We start from the raw sequence: 21,952 nt of genomic DNA on the forward strand, positions 1-21,952 counted from the left end.
TTTAATCTATTTTTACCATTTTACTTTGAATTGGCCCCAGGTAACTTGGTTTCAGTCCACCAGTATCAATCAGAATTTTCTGCAGAACAATTCCGGGTTCCAATACGCGAACACGCAATCGGTGTACGCCAGTATTTTCAATTTTATGTTTTGTAGTCGATTTAATTATCCGCCTGGCTTGCCAGGGACCCAACTCACCGCGATACTTTCCATTAAAATTTACGATCTGTTCCGCTTCTCCATCAAAAGAAACAGCATATCGTAATCCTTTATTGGCATTGAAGTTCAGCGTCGGCGACACGAGCACACTCACATCAAAATCTCCGGTTGATGCAAAATCAATGGCATATTCCAGGTAAATCTCCTCGTTCTCTTTGGGGTAAGCGTTTTGCGGAAAAGTTGTAATTGCCGATGTCGTTTTTCCAAGATCCGGAATCACTTCCCAACTAATGTTTTCGCTACCTTTTGCTTTTTGGCAGTTTTCTGCTTCAATCGAAACATAACCATCAGCCTCTTTAAAAATCATATCGGCGTTTGACACTTCCGGCAAAACAAGGCGTTCCACATTAGGCATTTTTGCTTTGCGGGGTTCCTGCCAGTAGGTGTATCCAATTCGGATCTGGTCCATCATGTGGTTCCACTTTCCTCCTGCTATTTGCTGGTTGTAGTGAACGGTCAACACCGAATCGCGTTTAAAACAAGCTTCCGCAACATCGGCCCAGGTATTGGCTTCGAAATCTCCGTTCGCTATTAACTGTTTGTTTTTGGCCACCGCATAATACATTTCGTACAAATTGGCAGTTGCATTTGCTGGGAAAAGCACGAGTTGGTCGAAGGCATCTTTGTATTCGTTTGGAATAATGTTGTAAAGCCGAAGTGCATCAAATGCCAGGTTGCGGTAATCATCCCGAACTCTTTCGAATTCGTTGTAATTTTCCAGGCTGTAGGTCTTATCGTCCAGTAACTCAGGAGTAACCCTGTGGTTGTATTTGGTATACAGATTGATAATTCGTGCAGCTTCTTCGGCATATTTCTCTCCAAACTGTTGTCGGCTCCAACTAACTGTATAAGCATACAGGTTCTGAGGGTTAAACTGTGACGGATCCCAGGCCATATCCAAAAAGAAACTTATGGGAAATTCCATAGGCTTCAGGTCGCCAACATTTACGACCCACAGGCGATCGACACCATGACTGTAGCTCAGGTTCATCTGCTCCCAAACGCGCTGAATCTGGGTAACATTTATCCATTTAGAATTTCGCGGCCCGCCCACATAATCAAAATGATAATACATTCCGAAACCGCCTTCATGCTTTGGCGCGTTTATATCAGGCAATTTGCGAACATCGCCCCAGTTGTCGTCACACAACAGCAGGGTAACATCATCAGGCACACGCATTCCTTTATCGTAATAATCCTGAACTTCTTTATACAAGGCCCAAACCTGAGGCGTTTCTTCGGGTTTTTTACCCGTAACCTCACTTATAATTTTTCGCTGATCTTTTACAATCCGCTCAAGCAATGCAATGTTGGTTCCTTCTTCCATGGCTTCATCGCCATCGCCTCGCATACCAACGGTCACTAGCGTTTCATAGTCCTTATTCCGCTCCATTCCTTTGGTCCAGAAATCCGTCAACACTTTTTCATTCTTAGTGTAGTCCCAGGCCCCGGTTCCGTATTTATGCCATTCGGCCTGTGCCCGGCCTAAAGGCTCGTGATGCGATGTTCCCATAACAATACCCAACTTGTCGGCCAACACACCATTTTCGGGATCATCATCGTAAAATGCTTTCCCCCACATGGCCGGCCACATAAAGTTACCACGCAAACGGAGCACCAGTTCAAAAACATGTACATAAAACTGGTGATTGATACCTCCGAATTTTTCGCGCGCCCAATTACCGAGGGCCGGTTCTTCATCGTTCAGAAAAATACCACGATATTTTACTTTTGGAGATTCGGTAATAAAGCGACCGGCTTTTACGTACAAGGCGTCCTTTGGTTCAACCGGAACATCGGCCCACCAGTACCAGGGAGAAACTCCCATATCGCGCGAGAGGTTGAGCATGGCATATATCGTTCCACGTTTATCGCTACCTGTTAAAACCAGTGCTTTATCAATTCCGGGAAACGGATTTTCTACCACCTGCGTGAGGCTTCGCTCCCATTCTCCTTCGAATTCAGAAATATCAATTTTGCCCGCTTTTACCAGCTGATCGATCCATCGGTTCTTCCCCAGTGTTCCAACCAGAACAATTTCATTGGTTTCGGGTAAAGCATTTCTGTAGATCGCACCTGATTTTCCACTCACCAATTTTAGGTCATTAATAAACCAGTCGGCAACCATGGCTACACCCGAAAAGTCTTCCTGATCGATCACTATCGGAGTGATTTTTTCGGATTCGAAAAGTGTAAAACTGTTTTCTTCTTTTACATCAGAAATACAATTATCAGCGAATTGCGCCTCCGCAGCGAGTGGCAGCAGTGCTGTTAGCTGTATAAGAGTAAGCACCATTAAAATTCTACCGTCTATGAAATAGCGTAATTTCGACATTCAATGTAATCTTTAAATCGACTCGGTTCCCCACCAGTCTGTCCATTTTTTGTAATCTGTTTCCGGATAAGGATGAACCGCCACATTTGTATCCACCGAGTCGATACCTAGCATAAATTTATCGATAAAGGCTTCCACTTCCGGACGTTGCACGTCGGGCAACTGACAGTGTGGATGACCGGCTACAATGGAAAATCCGAAGCGGTCGGCGATACCGAAAGTCTCCCAAACGCGTTTTGCAGCCTGACACGAAACGTAGCCAGATTCATCAGCTAACCACTCATAATCAGGATTTCCGAGCACCAATAAAGCACGTGGTGCAACCATTGCCATCAACTCATGATGATCAAAAGGAAGTTTATTAACATCATTTGCAAATTGAAACATGCTTTCCATAAACCAAACGTGACTTGTTCTGCCAAGTGTTTCAACGTTGCCCAGTGTTTCGGAAACGCGCCAGGCAGCTGCACCACCTCCTCCTGATTCCTGTGCTATTGTGAGCGCAATACGTTCGTCGAATGCGCCCGAATAAAGTGCCATTTTGCCTGCAAACGAGCAGCCTGTAATGGCTATGTGTTTTAGATCGATTGGTAATTCATCGGCCACCAGTTCCAGGCCATCAATTAAACGACTGACTCCCCACGACCACGCTGCGTAAGCTCCCATGTAGATAAGTTCGGGGTATAACTGGTTTATGGGTTCAGTTCCGCGTTTTTGTTGCCAGGCCATCACCTGCCCAAAATTATATGGAATCTGAGCAATATTCCTGTCAACAAAAATATCGGACGGAAGACTGCCGGAACCTCTGCCAACACCAATTACGGCAGGAAACAGGCCATCGCCTTCGGGTAAAATAATTGCTGAAGTTAAGGTAAGTGTTTTTCCTTTTACCGTAACATTCACGGTTAAGGTATCATTTTCGAATGTGGCTGAAATGGTATGTTGAGCACCCGGTTTCGGGCCAATTTCGTAGTGTTGGATTTCGGCTGCGATCTCGTTACGACGCCGACTCCAGTCACCGAATTTTGTTGATCGGCCGCTTCCGTCCGACCACTCAAAAGGATCGGTCAGACCTTCAACAACCGGTAATTCTTCTATATCGGGCAACACCGGTTTCTGAAAATCTGCTCCCCTGTTTTCTTTCTCGTATACCAGTGGAATTTCTTGTTTGCATGCTGTGCAAAAAAACAGACTTAGCACAAAAGTTAACAGGCTTAATTTGGTTTTCATTGGTCAATATAGATTTATTAGTTTATTAGTTATGCCGATGGCCGTAAAGGTTTCTGGCACCAATCACCGGATATCTGCATTAAAAACATTTTTTTCTGCCTGTTTTGCAGTTTTTCTATATAAGTAAAATTTAGTCCCAAGCTTTAATCAAAGATAAATAACGAGAAAATGTATTTTATACAATATTGAATATTAGAATTTCATTTTTGGATATATAGCTTATGAAAAGAGACTGTTTACAATAAAACAGCCTCTTTCATACTAAATATTAAACTATGCGAAAACTATTGTCCTGATAATCCATCGGCAAAACCTGCATATGCCGGTTTTCTGTTGTAGCCTTCGGTCCATAATCCAATTGGTTCTCCCGATCTCCACGAAGAACTCGCAGGACTGTCAAGCGGGCTCCAGGCAGTTATTCCATATTGTTGATTGGCTGGAATTATTTCCAGGTATTTTTCAACTACAAATTTGTACAGCTCGGCCTGTGCCTCGTAATCTTCTTTGGTAGCATCCGGCGTCTTTTTGCCAACTCCCATATCGAGTTCCGAGATTTTAATAAGTTTACCTGTTGCTGCCAGCAGTTGGAACATTTCAACAATTTTGTCCTTATCGGAATTTGTTGAGATATGCATTTGCGTTCCAATTCCGTCAACGCGGGCACCTTTGCTTTCTATGTATTCAACATAGGCGATTAATCCTTTACATTTATCAATGTTGTACTCCAGGTTATAATCGTTGATAAATAGTTTATCATCAGGATTACCATACTGAACTGCCATATTGAAAGCATCAACAGCGTAATCTTTACCCATGTAGTCTTGCCAGTAAAAATGATCAGCCGGAATATTTTCGTTTCCGATACCCGTTTTTAGTTCGTATGGATTTCCATCATCCATCGGCTCATTCACAACATCCCAGGCTTTAATGTAATCTTTCGAAACTTCCATCATACCTGCAATCCAGCGATCAAGTTCTGCGGTAATCGTATCTTTCTTTTCTTCGGGTGTCATTTCAATAATCTGCCCACCACCATCTTCGTTATACCATTTCAATACAATATTATCAAAGTAATACGTGGTTGCCACAGCTCCCAGGTTGAAAGCGATGGTAGTACATCCCGATGTATTGTCGGCAATGGTAACTTCTTTTACAAAATGTGTCCATTCGTTGGTGAAGCTAACTTGTCCGAAGAAATCCCAGTGTTTGTACGCATAAGGTACCGTATGGGCTTGCGTAGGAACATTAGCAGCAGCTCCTGCTTTTACATCCATTTCAAGAATGTATTTCTGACCAACCTCGGTGGCTTCAGGAAAAGTGAAGAAAAACTGGCAGTCCCAATCGTTTGGACGAACCGATTCGTTCACAATCTGAAGTGCTCTTCCGTTACCTTCGGCACCTGTACCCGGAGCTGTAAAACTCATTTGGGCATTTGAATTACCCATGTAGTTGGCTGCATTGTCGGTTTCGAAATTGTTTTCTGAAACAACATCCCATGTTGGCCCACTTGCATCCGGATTGAGCCATTCTACCTTAATATTATCGAAATTGTAGGTGGTAACGTTGTGTCCCAGGTTAAATGCAATTGTTGTACACTCCGATGTGCTTCCATCAATGGTAGTTTCAACTGAAATCTGACTCCATTCAGTTGTTGGACTAATTGTACCAAAAAAGTTCCAGTGTTTGTAAGCGCCTGGCGAACGATGAGCCTGAGTAGGATAACTCACTCCTGCATCAGCGGCCTTTACATCCATGGTCAATCTATATTGCTGGCCTTCCACGGTCTCCTGAGGAAAAGTTACAAAAAGCTGCACATTCCAGTCGTTCTCCGTTTTAGTTGGATTCACGATTGTTAATGCTCTTCCATCGCCATGACTGGTAAAAGTACCTTCGGCACCGGTTATTGAATAATTTGATGCATCATCATCTTCAAAATCAATTTCGGTAAGTGTTTCCCAGGCAGGTCCACCTGATCCCGGAATTTTTATCGGCGCAATAATGCCGTTCAGGTACTCTGCATTCTGATTGGCATGCCAGGTAAGAGTATGTCCATAGATGGTAACTCCTGCCTCTTCAGCGGCACCAATAAAGTTTTCCACTCCCGAAAAATCCATGCTACCATCGCTTTTTACAATGGCTCCGTGTTTCATGGCATATCCGGCAGCAACTTCGTCGAAATTAGAGCTGATATGACTGAATACCAGTCCTTTTTTGTTAAAGTCGCTTAACGAAACACCGGCACCCAGTTTAAAATCCGGACTGGCACTACGATCAACATATGACTTTAATACATCGTATTCCTTCAAATATTCTAATTCTGCAATACTTTCCGGTTTGTCAACTTTATAATCGAGTAAGCTATCATCGACGCATGACGCCATTACAGCAACTGTAACTGCACCAAGCAAAAACTTATATAAATATTTCATTTTCATTTTGATTTTAGCGATTAGTTAACTTTAAATGAAGGCGAGAATGTTTCCATAGCAACACCTCTGTCACGCACAACCAGGGTATCTTTGGTAGCATATGATTTGCTTCCCATGTCGATGGTATAATCCAGATAGATCACGTTACGATCCTGATTACCCCAGCTGTTTTTATCGCCGTCTTCAACAAACGAACCACTACCCGACGCAGTGAATCCTTCACTTGCAGAAGATACAGTACACTTGTTTTGGTCATCGAAGGTGAGCAATAAAGTACAGGTTACGTTTGTATTATCGGCGTTTATCACGGATACCGGATACTCAACCGAATTTAATGATGCGGTATGCATTGAAACCACTTCATCGTCTTCGACATATGCAGCACGTCTTACAACAGTTGTGCTTGATCCTCCTTCGGTAATTTCATCGGTTCCGCGGCGCAGGTAATTGGAGTGAAACGGATTGATGAATTTTACGCAGTACAATACATAGTCTTTTGGCAATACATCCCAATCGGTGATGTTTCCTCTAACGGCACCATCGAATTTTGGGACTCCGGAAAGAATCGAGTCGGCATTTTCTACGTTTGTCATCCGTAAAGGAATTACATAGGTATTCTTTAGCGAATTCGGATCGGCAAAAAATGCATCCGACAACTGAACCTCAACACCATCAGACAGGGTTTTATCAAGCACAACCTGATTTGCTGCCAGGGAATAGTAATTCGCCGGCATGGCCTGAACAGGAGAAGAAAATTCAGAATCGAAATACAAGTTGTTGCACAAATTGTTGTCAACACTTATGTCGATACCGATACTTTTGTCGTTTGAATAAACTCCACCCATGGTGGCGTATATTTCGCATTTATACTGATTGTCCAGTGTATTGTCAATAATGTCCTCCCCCAGCACAATGGTCCTTACCGGATACTGGTAAGCAAAATATACGATGCTGTAGTCAAAATCCGGAAATTCTATATCCTGATTTTCACACGATGTGAACATCAAAGAAAAAAGTCCGGCTACCACTATCAATAAAAATTTAAACTGTTTCATACTTTCAAATTTTTTCATTTTTAATACTTCAGAAAATTACCAACCTGCATTTTGTTCCAGGTTACTCCATTTCTGTATTTCACCGTATGGTATTGGTCCGTGATACATGTAATCCTTGTAATCTCTGTTCTCAACATCAATTGGTGTGTACGTGTATGTTCCGTTCGGATCATCGATTTGCATACCACGGGCAGTCTCGTTCAGGTTAGCAACGTTCCAGCGGCGCAAATCCCAGAAACGATGGTTTTCAAAACACAACTCGAGGCGTCTTTCATTTCTAATCAGTTCTCTCATTTTATCCTTATCGCCTTTAACTGATTCAAGGTATGCATCGCCGTTATCGAGGCCAATTCCGGCTCTTTCGCGAATGGCTTTAATCACATCGTAGGCCGAATAGCTGTGGCTTCCGCTTCCAGTTGGTCCCCAGGCTTCGTTAGCAGCTTCTGCATAAGCCAGGAACAACTCGGTGTATCTGATACGTGCAGCATAGTGTTTCTGTTCAGTATCGTACTGTGGATTTGGATTACAATCGTAACGCAATAATTTACGCATGTAATAACCGGTGCGTGTTGACAATCCGTTTTCCTTATTTAAACCGTCGTTATTGTCGCCATAGGTACCTGTAATTATCACATCGCTGTTTGGTCCCTGAGTGCTTTCGTTAACAACCACATAGTGGTTTAAACGAGGATCGCGGTTTTGGTAAGGATTTGCCGGGTCGTAATTGGCTGCCGGATTGCTAATAGGATATCCGTTTAATGCAGGGAATGCATTTACCAGGTTCTGTGTTGGATTTACACGTCCGTTTCCGTAAAGGGAAGGTGGAAAATTGTCGGTTTCCAAATCGTTGCTTTGTCCCACATCGCCTCTCCAAATAATTTCGGCAGGAGCTACACCTGAAGCCAAACCTTCTATTTCGCTGATGTTGGCATACCAGGTAATACCGTTTGATGCCAATCCGCTTGGACCACCAACCCTGTCGATTACTGATGCGGCAAAATTTGCGGCTTCTTCCCATGTAACATCAGTTCCTGCGTTATAAGCCGGACTTGCAGCTAACAATGCTACCTGCGCCCTAACTGCTTCAACAATACGGCCGGTGATACGGCCACGCATATGGTTTCCGTTAACACGGTTATAATCGCCGGCATTGGTAACTCCCATAGACTGATATTTAGCAGGTATATCGGCATCAGAGATGTCGCCAAAATCGAGTGGTAAAAGACCGATTGCCTGGTTCGCATCGCTAATAATCTGATCAACACATTCCTGAAATGTATTTCGTGGCAGGTTAAAATCAGATGAAGCCGTTTCCGGCTCAGTTACAATTGGGAAACCCAACAGCTGACCACTTTCAGACCATCCGCCATGAGCCAGTAAAAGCGAATACATTTGCACTGCTCTCAGGGCATAAGCTTCTCCTTTTAAACGGTCGTTATACATGGTGTTTATCACCTCGTCTTTACTCCAAACTACCTCGTCGGTATTGGCAAGGAAGAGGTTTAAGTATTGAATCGCATTTCTGCGGCTTTGCCATTGCGACAGCGGATTATTGTTGGCAGTCCACGATCCTGTGGCCATTGCCAGGTAATTATTTCCGTTATCGTTGGTAACTGCATCGTCAGTAGCCACATCGCTGTTCGGTGTCGAAGAGTATGGCAATAGAATATAGGCATTCGCCAATATACCCTGTGCATAAGTTGGTTCATTGTACATGGCTTCGAGTCCTCTGTTGTTCTCCAATGCTGGTTCAAACAAATCGTCGCAAGCTGTAAACAACAGTACAAGCACCACTAATTTTATTATATTCTTCATCGTTAAAATTCTTTATAGTTACTTATTAGAAGGTGGCCTTTAAACCAATATTAAAGAATCGCGTTTGCGGAGCACTGTCGAACTCGAGTTCCAAAAGATCGCTTTCCTTGGAAATGGTTAACAGGTTTGCTCCACTTACATAGATTGACATGTTTTCGAACAAACTGTTTTGAATAAGGCTTTGTGGCAAATCATAAGTGATCTGTACTTTGGCCAGATTAAAACGGTCTGTTTTGTACATCCAAAAATCAGAGTTGCGGAAATTGTTACTTCCACTTTCAGTTGTCAAACGTGGATAAGTAGCAGTTGCTTTGGTTGCTTCTGTCCAGCGGTCGAGCACTACTTCCGAATATTTCCGGTCGCCGTACACCCAGTGGTATGTATCGTTTTTCATCGCATAAGCGCCGTAATTACCGGTACCCAATGCGAAGAAAGTTAAGCCTTTCCATTTTGCAGTGAAGTTTACACCTAAGGTAAGAGGTGCTCCGCTCCAACCGGCACGTTCGAGGTAAATTACATCTTTATCGTCAATTACGTCGTCGCCATTCTGGTCAACATATTTGATATCGCCGGGTTTAACAGTTCCACCAAATTTTTGTTCGGGTGAATTGTCAACTTCGTCCTGGCTTTGGAATAAGCCTGCACTTTCAAGTCCCCAGATTCCGTCAATGCTTTTTCCTTCACGGTACTGGTAATCGTACTCGTTGTTCTCGTCGCGCTGAGTGGCCTCGGTGGTATAATAAATACCTGAAAGTCCGAGAGAAAGATCAACCTCTCCTACCCGCTTGTTGAAATTCACGTTAAAATCGAATCCAACGCGCTTATCGTTATTATAGTTAACGTAAGGAATAAATGAGGCATCGGGCCAGTAAGTAAAGAAATAGTTCGGGAAAATGGTCAGTGGCTCAATCAGTAATCCTTCAGTTGAATTGATGAAGAACGAAGTATTAACTGTAATCAGTTTTTCCCACATCGAAGCCATCAACGTAGCCGAAAACTCTTTTCTTTTAACAAATGTAAGATCTTCGTTTCCACCACGTAAAGAGTTCGTAGAGCGTTCAACAGCTCCGTCGTACCATCCCCACCAGGCACCACTTGCCTGCGTATAGTTTTCTTCGTACATGTAGAAGTTTTCGATATCCAGGTCAGAATTCAGGATACTTGCAGAAAGATTCAAGGTCAGGTCGTCGAACACCGACGAATTAGCCATAAAATCTTCTTCACCTATTTTCCATCCTAAGGAAACCGATGGCGACATAGCATTGCGGTGCCCCGGTGCCAATTTAGCCGAATGAATTACGGCAGCAGCGAGTTCGGCATAATACTTTTGTTTGTAATTATACCCTACCTGAAGTCCGATGTTGGCGTTGCTGGTGCGGTGATATTCTCCTGAAATGGTTTGCTGATAACCATTTGCCAACAAAATGGCCGACACGTTATGATCGTCTTTGAACGTTTTGTCGTAGGTAAAATAACCAGAGAATGCAATGGTTTGATTGCTTGTACTTCCACCAATGTTCTGCGAACCCGACTTTTCATCGTTGTTGTACTTAGTAAGGCCGGCAATAACATCGGCACCGTTGTAGTTGTACCAGCTTGGCTGGTAAACGGCGTACGAATTATTATAAGAAGTATTGTACGAAGTAGCATAATCAACTGCAAACAATGTGTGAAATGCGAGTCCTTCGGTAACTCCGCTCAGGTCGAAATCCAAACCGGTATCGAACTGAAATTGACGGCTGGTCCATTTACTGGTTCCGGCAGCATAGTAATCGGCAAAAACATTGGTTTGATCTACCTGGGTACCACCAAGAAAATACTGACCACCAATAATATTCGAACTTCCATTTACAAGTCCTAATGATTGTTGGTCGTTCGGATCAATATAAGCAAGTGGAATTAATGGTGATACTCTGTTTGGTCGCATTATAGATGCATATGTCCAATAGTTATCAGTAACTCCGTCATTTGCATCACGATCCGTAGCATTGGCACTTCTCGAATTGTAAAAAGTAGCGTTGGCATCAATTCTGGCACTTATGAAATCGTTAAGTTCCAAGTCAATGTTACCACGAATATTCAGGCGATCGGTATAATTATCGGCTGCCTTTCCAAAATCAAGAACATCGCCCTGACGGTAATAACCAATATTCGTATAAAACCTGGCACGTTCGTTTCCACCCAGAATTTCGGTAGAAACATCGGTGCGGTTGTAATACGATTTCAGGTAATCTGATGAATAAAAATCTACATTCGGGTAACGGTAAGGATTGCTTCCCGATGCATAATTGTAAATATCTTCATCACTGTACGAGGCTGATAATCCGTCGTTCTGGCGTGCTTCATTAAAAAGTGTCATGTATTGGGCCGATCCGAGGTATTTAGGATGGCTTTTCGATACATGATAACCGGTGTTGGCACGAACATTAATTTCGAGTGGTTTAATCTTTCCGCGTTTCGTGGAAATGTAGATCACGCCTTTGGCTGCACGGCTACCGTAAAGCACAACTGCAGAAGCAGATTTGAGAAAGCTGATTTGTTCAATCTCGGTTGGCAAAACGTTGTTTGCTGCACGCGGAATACCATCAACCAATACGAGGTACTCGCCCATGCCCCACAAAGAATTACCTGTGAAACCACCGATATAACCCTGCATATTATCCAAACTGTAGGTGTTGTAGTTCTTTTTTGTCAGCTCTTCGAGGTTGACAACAGAAACACCTCCCAAAATGTCGCTTTGTGCCACCTTGCGATAAGATACCTGCACCAAAGGATCGTTGGATGTTATGATCGTATCAGTTTCATTTTCTGCCGTTATTTGCGCGTTTATAAAAAACGGAGTGACAAATAACAAGGCAAATAGAATGAATCTTTTTTGTATATGTTTCATTGCTTATTCGTTTATAATTACATAAAACTTTAACTCAATTTGTATTACCATCCCGGATTCTGTCCAAACTCAGGATACATGGACACATCTGAAATTTTCAGCGGGAACCAGTAATGTTTTACTCCAAATTGACGTGTTAAAATAACTTCTTCTCTAAAGTTGGCGACTCTGGCATCTCTTGGATCGTTGTTCTCGTAGAAGTCCAGGTTTTCAACCCGATCAAACTCTTGAGAGGTTTTCACATTGTAAGGATACTCAGTAAGCAACAACCAACGCTGCAGGTCGTTAAACCTGAAGCCCTCAAACGAGAGTTCAACAGCACGCTCTCTTCTTACCTCGTCGATGAATTTTTCGCGACTGCCGGTGTAGGCAGCATTTACATGGCCGGCGCCACAACGATCACGAAGGGTATTGATTGCGTCTTCGGCTGTTTTTGAGAAGTTACCGGCCTTGCCTGAAGCGCCACCAAATGCAGCACATGCTTCGGCATACATGGTATAAATATCGCCTAAACGCATGTAGGGCAAATAAGTATGAAGATTAAAACTCCAGTTGTAAGCTCCATCGTATTTATTGGCCGTATGCGGTACCAGTTTCTGGATAAGATAACCTGTCCGGCTACCGTCTGCAGGATTTCTCATGGTTCCGCCTGAAGCAAGACCTGTATAACGCAGGTATTCCATATCGGCCGGCATTGTAGCGTTAACATATTTAAAGCCATCGAATACAATGTCGTGGTAAAAACGAGGATCGCGGTCTTTAAACGGGTATTCAGGATCGAAACCTGAATTAGGATCATCCAAAGGCAATCCGTTTGCCATTCCGTAATTTTTTACGTAGTTGGCTGTTGGATGGTGGATAATGTTATCGTGTTCAACCAAACCTTTTACTTTTGGGCCAAAAGTTTTTGTAGTGTTCCAGTTACTACCGTTGTAATCGGTTGAAGGACCACGAAAGATCGCTTCTGTTGATCCGGGCATTAACCAGTTTTGGCCTGTGGTATAAAACATGTCGCTGTATTTGGTTTCAACACCACTCGATTTTTTGTGATTATAAATGTCTTCGTAATCAAAATCTACAAGTGAATATTGTGTTTGTCCGCTTTCAACCAAATTCAGTAATTCGCCAAAAGCTTCTGCCGCTTTACGTGCATACTCTTCGTCGTAATTATAAGTATTGGCACCACCGGTTTGCGCACCGTTTTTCATTAACGGACTGGCTGCCCACAGGTAGTTTTTACCCAGGTAACCTAAAGCCATAATTTTATTGGCACGCAGTTGGTTTTTACCAAGTGTGTTTTTACCAACGTTTGTGTCATCCCAGTCGATGGGCAACAAATTGGCTGCTTTTCTTAAATCGGCTCCGGCTTTGTCAGCACATTCCTGATAGCTCAGTCGTGGTAAGGTCAGTTTTTCACCGGCAGGTAATACCTGATCAATATATGGCAAGCCACCAAAATATTGCATCATTTCGAAATGCCACCAAGCTCTGAAAAAGTAGAGCTGACCTTCAATAAAATCTCTTTCTTCCTGTGTTGCCACGGTAAGCTTGTCGAGATTTTCCAATCCTGTGTTTGCTTTACGGATGCAATACCAGGCATGTGCCCACAGGCCATGATCGAATTTATTGGTAGAAGTAGGATTTGCATTATCGTCGTCTAACCAGGTACCGGGTGCATTTTGCCAGGCCCAGAAGTTACCGATGTCAACCTGGTTGGTCATATGCCAGCTACCTTCAAGATTAAATAATTCATCATCACCCCAGTTCCACGACGTAGTCCAGTATTTCTTTTCTTTATCCGGTATACAATTGTATATCTCTTCGATAAAACCCTGGAAATTTGTGAAATTACTAAACGCTACTTCCTCGGATACTATCGATTCAGGCTCTTTTTCCAGGTAATCTTCGCAGGAAAAGAGTCCCAATATCATCATGAACAGTAAACCACTCTTCAAAAGCGTCTTATCTATTTTTCTCATTGTACTCATAATTATAATGTAAATCTTATTCCTAAATTATATCGCTTCAAAGTAGGATAAGCTCCCTGCCCACCTGAACCGGCAAAATTCGATTCACGGTCATCAGGCATTTTCGACCATACCCAAAGGTTATTTCCGTTAACAAATATCTTCAGGGAACGGAATCCGATGTTATTTATCCAACCACCATTCATGGTGTAGGCTATTTCAGCATTTTTTAAGCGAACGTACGATCCGTCGTACAGGTACTGGGTACCTGAGTTGTAACTCGGACGTGACAACCAACGCGGAACAGTTACATCTGCATTGGTATTATCTTTCGACCACCAGGTTCCTGCATCATACACCGTATTCAACTGGCTTCCGAAACTGGTAAGCGGTACGTTTCGTGTAACATTGTTTACACCGTAAAACTGAACAAATCCGCTAAATCCTTTCCATTCGAAACCAACAGTTGCATTGTATGTATTTTGAGGAGAATCAGAATATCCCCATGGAATCTGATCTTTACTGTCGATTACACCATCGCCGTTAAAGTCCAGAATGTAATAATCGCCCGGAACTTTGTACTGGTCGTTGGTATCGTGCATCGGGCTGCCATATAATGCATCGTAAGTATTGAAATAGCCTGCATCGACATGAGCTCTGGTTTGACCGAGGCTGTATCCGGCTTGCTTACGATAATCCTCGTAAAGCGCAGGATCGTCTCTTTCCAGGATTTCGTTCATGGCATGTGTCATACTCAGGTCGGCCCAAAGACGTACCTGGTTGGCAAGTACTTTATTAATGCGTAACTGAAGTTCATAACCCTCGGTGCGAACTTTCCCCAGGTTAGCTGTAGGTGGTGTTGTACCATAGTATGAAGGTACGGCACGATCGCCACCTCTGATAAGAATATCAACACGATTATCGACAAAATATTCGATGCTACCGGCAAACAATCCATTAAGGAAAGCGTAATCTAAACCTGAGTTAAACTTCTTAACGGTTTCCCACCTTACATCAGGGTTTCCAACTGTCGATTCCCGGTACCAGGTGTATGGGCTGGTTCCGTGGTTCAGGTCTAACGACGAGTTTCCGCCGTAGGCCCACTGAGTAAGGTACAACCAGCGACCTCCGCTGTCGTCACCAATCTCACCATATGATGCCCGCAGTTTCAACATATCCAAAAAACTGAGGTTTTCCATAAATGATTCTTCCGAGATCATCCATCCGATTGCTCCTGAGTTAAAAAATGCAAAACGGTAATCTTTAGCAAATTTTTCCGATCCGTTATAGGCACCATTGTACTCAAGAAAATATTTTGATGCAAAATCGTAAGTAGTACGGAATGCCCAGTCCTCGCGGAATTCCGGAATCATACTACCGGTTGCACGTTCTTTGCGGCTGAACAGGCCCATGGCAGTAATGTTGTGTTTACCAAACTCGCGCGCCCAGTTCAACTGCAACTGGTACTCCAGGTTACGCTGGGTGGCACCGTTTTGAACCGATCCAGCCGAAACATTCCACAATACTCCCTGCTGGAAATCGAATTTATTGTTGTTTTCGTATTCCTTCTTATAAGTGGCAACGCCGGTTTCCGGGTCAATCCATTTCTGCTGGGCATCGTTATAGAGGTCGTTAATACCCCTGTTTCTTTCAAGAAATGTGTTATCCCATGAAATGGCTCCCCTGAATTTCAAACCTTTAGTAATGAAATCCAACTCTTGCTCCAGGATAAAGTCAGTATTGATTTGTGTGGTAGTAGAAAGCATCGTTCCCGAAAGCGAAAGATTTTGCGCCGAGTTCGATACGTTCGAAATATTTGGATAAAATCCCCATGAACCATCTGAATATTGTGGTAAAAATACATCGGGAGCAATGTTGTAGGCACCGGCCCATTGCTGAGCTACTGCCCAGTCACCCGAATTTGTTTGCCCCCATGGAGTTTTTCTGGCACCATTCGATCCGGCAAGGTTTAACCTGAAAAGTGTAGATTTTGTTAATTGAAAATCGAGGTTACTTCTCACATTGATACGGTTATAGCTGTATCCCGAATCGTAATTACGTCCGTTATCGAATACATAAAAAAGGTCGCCTTCATTAACAAAATCGGCTGAAGCAAAATACTTTACAAACCGGGTACCTCCTGAAACGTTAACATTTGCATTGTACGACATGGCATAATCTTTAAACAATACGTCCTGCCAGTCGATATTTGGATAACGCTCTGATTCCTCAAGGTTGGCAGGGAAACGGTATTTGTTGATTATGTCTTGTGGTGTCATATAACCCCACGAATCGGGATATACACCCAGCTCGTGTTCGATGGCATAGTTACGAGCCGCTAAAGCATCGTACGAATCAAGTTTATTTGGCAATTTCGATGGTACTTTCATGGTCATGTTGGCCGAAACATCGATACGTGCCGAACCTTCTTTACCACGTTTGGTAGTAATAAGAATTACTCCGTTTGCACCTTTTACACCAAAAACAGCGGTTGCCGATGCATCTTTAAGTACCGACACCGATGCAACAGAGTTGATATCGACACTGCCCAGCGGACGTTCAACACCATCAACAAGTACAAGTGGTTCGCTGTTGTTCCATGAACTTGCCGAGCGAATAAGAATTTTAGGATCTTCCTCACCTGGCATACCCGAACTTGAAATGGTTATAACCCCGGGAAGGTTACCGGTTAAAGCGGAACCAATGTCGGTGATCCCCGCCGATCGTTGCAAAACCTCACCAGTGGTTTGGGTAATAGCACCCACAACACTTTCTTTTTTCTGTTGTCCATAACCAACCACAACGGTTTCTTCCAATTGTACACTCGACGATTCAAGTGTAACCTGAACTTTATTTTGGTTGGCAACATTAATTTCCTGTGTTTCCATACCAATAAAAGAGATAATAATTACCTCCTTATCGACCGGAATTTGCAGCTCAAAATTTCCGTCCACATCAGTGGGAACACCGATACGCGTATCTTTAACAATTACGGTTGCACCAATAACAGGATTGTTCTGTGCATCAACAACAGTTCCGCTCAATGTTCGTGTATCCTGCGCGAATACCGATACATTGATGAGAATCGCAAATACAAATACCAGCGTTTTTATCAAGCAGTTCTTTATTGATAGTAATAAAGTAACTTTTTGAGATGATAATTTAATTCTGTGTTTCATTATATTCTCTAATTAAATTGACAAAAGAGTTCTAAATCTCATTAGACATTGTTTTACTCACCTTAAATATCGACCTCTACTAAGGCCACGAGTAAAATGTTAAAAGGAAATAATGAAAGACAGAATGTCTGAAAATGTTTCTACTCATAAGATCTAAGTTTTAGTGTTTAAAATTGAATTTATACCTATAATTAATATTAGCTTGTAAGTTGACACAAGGCTAACTCACGAAAAACCTGCCTAAGGATATCCGGGCATCTGGTTATGTGTGCCAGATTGAATTACTATAAATTTGTACCTGAGATCATAAAAAAACATAGCAGCATTTACGGCTGCAAAATGCCGCAAACCTGTACGAATTTTCATTAAGGTGGAAGGGATTAAGTTGTCGCCCGAAATATATACGGTGCGAACTAATTTATTCCTAAGCGTCTCCAACTTCATTTAGTCCTCCATTTAGGCGTTTAGTTTATTGGCTTCTGCGCGTCCGCTATAACTACGCACAGCATTTCAAAAATATTATTGCTACTGTGGGGAGGTATTAAATATTAGATATTTGATTTGTGATTTGAGATAAATCACCTTTAAACCAACCTACACTCCTTGCCTACAGGCGTTTTCGGAATAATAGATTCTTAAGACACACTTCTTTTATCTACTCAAATTCATAGCTTATTGAGCAATTTCAAACCTAAAAAGCTAAATTTTGAATACCCTCTGTATGGAAAAGAGCTAAAAGATTATTTTTCGAATACCTGTGTGGGCGACTTACCGTAGTGTTTTCGGAAAACCGTGCTGTAATAACCAACGCTGGCAAAACCGCACAATTCGCTAATCTCGGTTATGGTATGTTTCTGTTCTTTTAACAGGGTAAGTGAATGTTCCAATCTGAAAATTTTAATAAACTCGGTTGGAGACTGATCGGTTAGCGACTTTACTTTTTTATAAAGCAAGGATGGACTAACGTGCATTGCAGCTGCAAAATCGTTTTTTGAAAACTGAGGATTAGCCAAATTTGCACGTACCGTTTCAACCATTTTTTTCAGAAACTTGTCGTTCAGTTCGTTATCAAGAATAACTTCCTGCTCGTCGTCGAGTTTTATTATCCTAACTGCCTTGTCTCTGATGGTTTCGCGGTTCCTAATCAGTGTTTTAATCCGTTGCTGTAATAAGGTAACATCAAAGGGTTTGGTAAGATAATCGTCGGCCCCCATTCCCAGCCCTTGCAGCTGCTGGGCTTTACCGGCCAAAGCGGTTAAAAGAATTATGGGAATATGAGAGGTTTCATAGGTTGATTTGATTTTCTTGCAGAGCTCGAAACCATCCATTTTTGGCATCATGATATCTGACACCACTAAATCGGGCGAATTTTTCTGAATTATTTTCCAGGCCTCCTCGCCGTCCTCGGCCAGGTATACAATAAATTGCTTTTGCATGGCCGAATTCAGGAATTCCCGAAGGTATTCGTGATCTTCAACAATTAAAACTTTCATTTTATTGTTACCTGAATCAGCTTCCTTGTTGATCGTTGATCCTACATTTGCAAGCGTGTACATGTCTTTCATGGACTGGTCAGCCGTTTTCGATTCGCGGGTAGCGTCATTTTTCTCGCTGTAAGGAATTGTAACCTGAAAGGTTGATCCCATTTTCTTCTGACTGACACAGGTTATTTTTCCACCATGCATCGACACATAATTCTTTACCAGCAAAAGCCCTATTCCGGATCCAACGATTTTTGTGTTAATCGCATTTTCTCCTCTGTAATATTCTCTAAACAACAGCTTTTGTGCTTTCTTACTTATACCAATTCCAGTGTCCTGAACTTCCAGTGTCCACCTGCTTGGAATACAACGTAAAGTGATGTTCACCATCGAATTAGGAAAAGAGTATTTAATGGCATTCGATATCAGGTTATCAATTACCTTATCGATCATCCGCTCGTCGACCGACGTTTGGTAATGCTCGCAGTTGGCATTAAATACCAATTCTATATTATTTCGTTTTGCCAACGATTCGAACATCATCACCCTGTTTTCGATCACTTTAATGATGTCAACCGATTTAAAGGCCACTTTTTCCTTTCCAACGTCAACTTTCTGGAAATCCATCAGTTGAGTAACTACTTTCGACAAGCGTTGAACCTGGTCGGTTGCAAGGTGAAGGTAATTCAATCCGTCGTTCGATAAATTTTCTTCTTTGTTGAGTTCTTCAATAGGTCCGGTAATCAGCGTGAGCGAAGTACGTATATCGTGTGCCGTATTCGCAAAAAACCTGATTTTTTCTTCTGAATGCTGCGTTTTAAGCCTGTCGATGTAAAAGAAGAAGCCAAAAATAATTATACCGGCAACAAATAAAGTTGCTACCAATTTAAACCACAAGCGTTCCCAAAACGGCGGCACAATTCGGATATTAATGATACGTTCGGAAATGATTTTGGTGAGCGAATTATCGAACATCCTGATTTTTAAAGTAAAATCGCCGGACGACAGGTTGGAATACGATAATATCCTGTTGTTAGCCGGCTTGCTCCAATCCATATCCATCTCCTCAATCATCCACGAAAATTTGGCTCCCGGAGACTGCAATCCAATCGGAATTAACTCCAAACTAAGCGTATTCTGGAAATACCTGAGCGAAATTTCATCCAGCTTATTTATAGGTACCGATGGCGCGAGGTTTTCGATATCGCGAATTGACCGGCCCGAAACCGAGATATCCTGAATGTAAATTTGTCCCTGCTCCTGCGTCGACTTCAGGTCTTCGGGGTTAAACATCAATGCACCCACATTCGATCCAAGAATCAGGTTTCCGTTTGAAAGCAGGTAATGCGCGTCCTGATTAAAAGATACATTATTGAGGTACAATAGCGAATTAAAGGTAAGAATCGTCATATCGCTTTCATCCAGGCGGCACAATCCAAGTTCGGTTCCAATCCATAAGTAACCGTTGGCGTAAATAATGCTGTTCACAAAATTGCTGGGCAGCCCTGAATCAACGGTGAAACGTTCCACTGTTTTATTCCGGATATCGTAACGAATTATTCCGTCACCATTAGTAGCCATCCATATAACATCGTCATCCTTTAGAAGAATATCGTACACAACAAAGCCTTCTACCATAACTTCATGCGTTCCTGTATTTTTATCGAACAGCAACAAACCGTAGGTCGTTCCCATTAGCAGTTTATCGGGCCCGAATTCTTCAATGATGTATATGGTATAGTTATCGTATGAATTATACGTATCGTTTTTGGTGTTATACCGGATCAGGTCGCCACGAACACCGCCAATCCAAACAGTTCCCTGGCTGTCTTCGGTAATATTAAAAATAAAATCACCTTCGAAATTTCCTTTTGTTTGCTCATAATTTAAATGTTTGAGCTCAGTTCCCGTATTACCATCAAGAATATAAACTCCGGAAGAATAAGTACCGGCCCATATTCTTCCTTTCGAATCCTCGTAAAGCGTAAGAAATACCTGGGCATTCTGCTCCATGTTGTGGTAGAAAGAGTTCCATGTGTTAGTTCTGACATTCCAGCGGCTGATACCATTATTGGTGGCAAACCACAGGTTTCCGTTGCGGTCTTCCAAAACACTGTTAACATCGTTGTTTACGAGCGAATTTCTATTATTAACAATATGTGAAATCTTGGTAACCGCTGAACTGCTCGCCTGATCGAAAAAAGAAACTCCTCCGCTGTAGGTACAAATCCAGACCCTGCTATTCCGGTCGCAAAAAATGTCGTAAACACCGTTTCCTCTCAGTGAGTTCTGGTTGTCCGAATCTTCCTTGTATATTGAAATTATTTTTTGCGTTTCCTTATCAATTTCCCAAACTCCCTGCCCGTCAATACCAATAAGCAAAGCTGTCCCTGAAATGGGTTCAATGGCCTGAATAGGTTGCCCGGGGATTTTTTCGATGGTCTTTAGCTGAAGTTCTCCGTTTTTAAAATTTAAGTAATACAATCCGTCACTGAGTGTTCCCAGCCAAAGTGAGTTTTCTTTACGATCGTATTCCATATACGAAATGTAGAATTGCTTGTCTTCAGGGAAACTGAAATATTCTTCTGAAACAAGTGTTTCGGTATTAAAAATTTGAATGGAACCGTCGATGGCACAAAAAAAACGATGGTCATCCAACCACTCAATGAATTGAACCTGTTCGTTGGGGAAATAAATTTTGAATTCTTTATTATTGTTATAACTCAGCAGACCAAAGCTTGAAGCTTCCCAAAAAGTGTTTGACGCATCAACCAGCATGCGTTCTACGGTAATGTGAGTATCTTCAAGGTATTTAGTAACATTGGTTACGATCTCAAACTTATCCTGAATGGTGTTGTATTTAAAAATCTGTCCATTGTTAGTATAAGCATAAAGGGTTTTATTCATGTATTCCAAACGAACCGTAATAATATCCTCCGACTCATACGGAACCTGGTAAACACGAATATCATCATGCGTGTACCGAAGTATTCCCATTTTCGACGATATCCAAATAAATCCGTTGTCGTCTTCACAAACCTGGTTGGTTTCCCGCATCGAAATGCCATACTCCTCATTCAGGTTATAGAACTGAACGTTCTTTTCGTTTTGGGCTGCAGCCTGCAAAAATATCAGCAACACCAGCTGCAGAGTATATATAATTTTAGTAATGGTTTGCATAATCCGGTTCCTTGAGCAACAAAATAAAGCAATACAATGAAATAAAAAAACTCAGACGAATGAATTTGTACCATTCATCATTCACTCAACGTAGTAAAGAAACTGGTGCGTGAAGGGATAATCGCTTAAAAATATTTAAATCATAAAATGTTATAACCAAATTTGTAACATT

General features: G+C 42.2%; 9 protein-coding genes. All 9 read right to left on the reverse strand.

All coding sequences use genetic code 11. The features are described from left to right. Position 1: 1 nt before the first annotated feature. The 9 genes from HFD85_RS08915 to HFD85_RS08955 all read right to left on the reverse strand — a co-directional run bounded on the left by HFD85_RS08915 (position 2) and on the right by HFD85_RS08955 (position 21,780). On the reverse strand, positions 2 to 2,554 hold the full coding sequence (locus HFD85_RS08915; protein ID WP_206081920.1) for a glycosyl hydrolase 115 family protein: 2,553 nt from the start codon (positions 2,552 to 2,554) through the stop codon (positions 2 to 4). A gap of 12 nt (positions 2,555 to 2,566) precedes the next feature. After that, positions 2,567 to 3,784, reverse strand: coding sequence for a glucuronyl esterase domain-containing protein (locus HFD85_RS08920; protein WP_167607938.1), 1,218 nt, complete (start codon positions 3,782 to 3,784; stop codon positions 2,567 to 2,569). Between the two features lie 284 nt (positions 3,785 to 4,068). After that, positions 4,069 to 6,213 carry an endo-1,4-beta-xylanase gene (locus HFD85_RS08925; protein WP_167607941.1) on the reverse strand — a complete coding sequence of 715 codons (2,145 nt, stop codon included), beginning with the start codon at positions 6,211 to 6,213 and terminating at the stop codon, positions 4,069 to 4,071. A 20-nt stretch (positions 6,214 to 6,233) separates the two neighbouring features. Continuing rightward, on the reverse strand, positions 6,234 to 7,268 hold the full coding sequence (locus tag HFD85_RS08930; RefSeq protein WP_167607944.1) for a DUF5627 domain-containing protein: 1,035 nt from the start codon (positions 7,266 to 7,268) through the stop codon (positions 6,234 to 6,236). 36 nt (positions 7,269 to 7,304) lie between these two features. Further along, a complete protein-coding gene (locus HFD85_RS08935; protein WP_167607947.1) occupies positions 7,305 to 9,083 on the reverse strand; it encodes a RagB/SusD family nutrient uptake outer membrane protein in 1,779 nt (592 codons plus the stop codon). Positions 9,084 to 9,108: 25 nt separating this feature from the next. Continuing rightward, positions 9,109 to 11,973, reverse strand: a complete 2,865-nt coding sequence (locus HFD85_RS08940; RefSeq protein ID WP_167607949.1) for a SusC/RagA family TonB-linked outer membrane protein — start codon at positions 11,971 to 11,973, stop codon at positions 9,109 to 9,111. Positions 11,974 to 12,017: 44 nt separating this feature from the next. Further along, positions 12,018 to 13,952, reverse strand: coding sequence for a RagB/SusD family nutrient uptake outer membrane protein (locus tag HFD85_RS08945; RefSeq protein ID WP_167607952.1), 1,935 nt, complete (start codon positions 13,950 to 13,952; stop codon positions 12,018 to 12,020). Positions 13,953 to 13,963: 11 nt separating this feature from the next. Next, entirely contained in the window at positions 13,964 to 17,119 is a 3,156-nt protein-coding gene (locus HFD85_RS08950; RefSeq protein ID WP_167607955.1) for a SusC/RagA family TonB-linked outer membrane protein, read from the reverse strand. A gap of 740 nt (positions 17,120 to 17,859) precedes the next feature. Beyond that, positions 17,860 to 21,780: a hybrid sensor histidine kinase/response regulator transcription factor gene (locus tag HFD85_RS08955; protein WP_167607958.1), complete on the reverse strand. Its 3,921-nt coding sequence runs from the start codon at positions 21,778 to 21,780 to the stop codon at positions 17,860 to 17,862. Between the last annotated feature and the right edge of the window lie 172 nt (positions 21,781 to 21,952).

This window comes from Maribellus sediminis, assembly GCF_011799805.1.
Taxonomy (GTDB): Bacteria; Bacteroidota; Bacteroidia; order Bacteroidales; family Prolixibacteraceae; genus Draconibacterium; species Draconibacterium sediminis_A.

What these genes read in the sequence shown, in the direction of transcription:
- HFD85_RS08920 (WP_167607938.1), bottom strand. Translation starts at nt 3,784, where the DNA reads ATGAAAACCAAATTAAGCCTGTTAACTTTTGTGCTAAGTCTGTTTTTT.
- HFD85_RS08930 (WP_167607944.1), bottom strand. Translation starts at nt 7,268, where the DNA reads ATGAAACAGTTTAAATTTTTATTGATAGTGGTAGCCGGACTTTTTTCT.
- HFD85_RS08950 (WP_167607955.1), bottom strand. Translation starts at nt 17,119, where the DNA reads ATGAAACACAGAATTAAATTATCATCTCAAAAAGTTACTTTATTACTA.
- HFD85_RS08935 (WP_167607947.1), bottom strand. Translation starts at nt 9,083, where the DNA reads ATGAAGAATATAATAAAATTAGTGGTGCTTGTACTGTTGTTTACAGCT.
- HFD85_RS08940 (WP_167607949.1), bottom strand. Translation starts at nt 11,973, where the DNA reads ATGAAACATATACAAAAAAGATTCATTCTATTTGCCTTGTTATTTGTC.
- HFD85_RS08925 (WP_167607941.1), bottom strand. Translation starts at nt 6,213, where the DNA reads ATGAAATATTTATATAAGTTTTTGCTTGGTGCAGTTACAGTTGCTGTA.
- HFD85_RS08915 (WP_206081920.1), bottom strand. Translation starts at nt 2,554, where the DNA reads ATGTCGAAATTACGCTATTTCATAGACGGTAGAATTTTAATGGTGCTT.
- HFD85_RS08945 (WP_167607952.1), bottom strand. Translation starts at nt 13,952, where the DNA reads ATGAGAAAAATAGATAAGACGCTTTTGAAGAGTGGTTTACTGTTCATG.
- HFD85_RS08955 (WP_167607958.1), bottom strand. Translation starts at nt 21,780, where the DNA reads ATGCAAACCATTACTAAAATTATATATACTCTGCAGCTGGTGTTGCTG.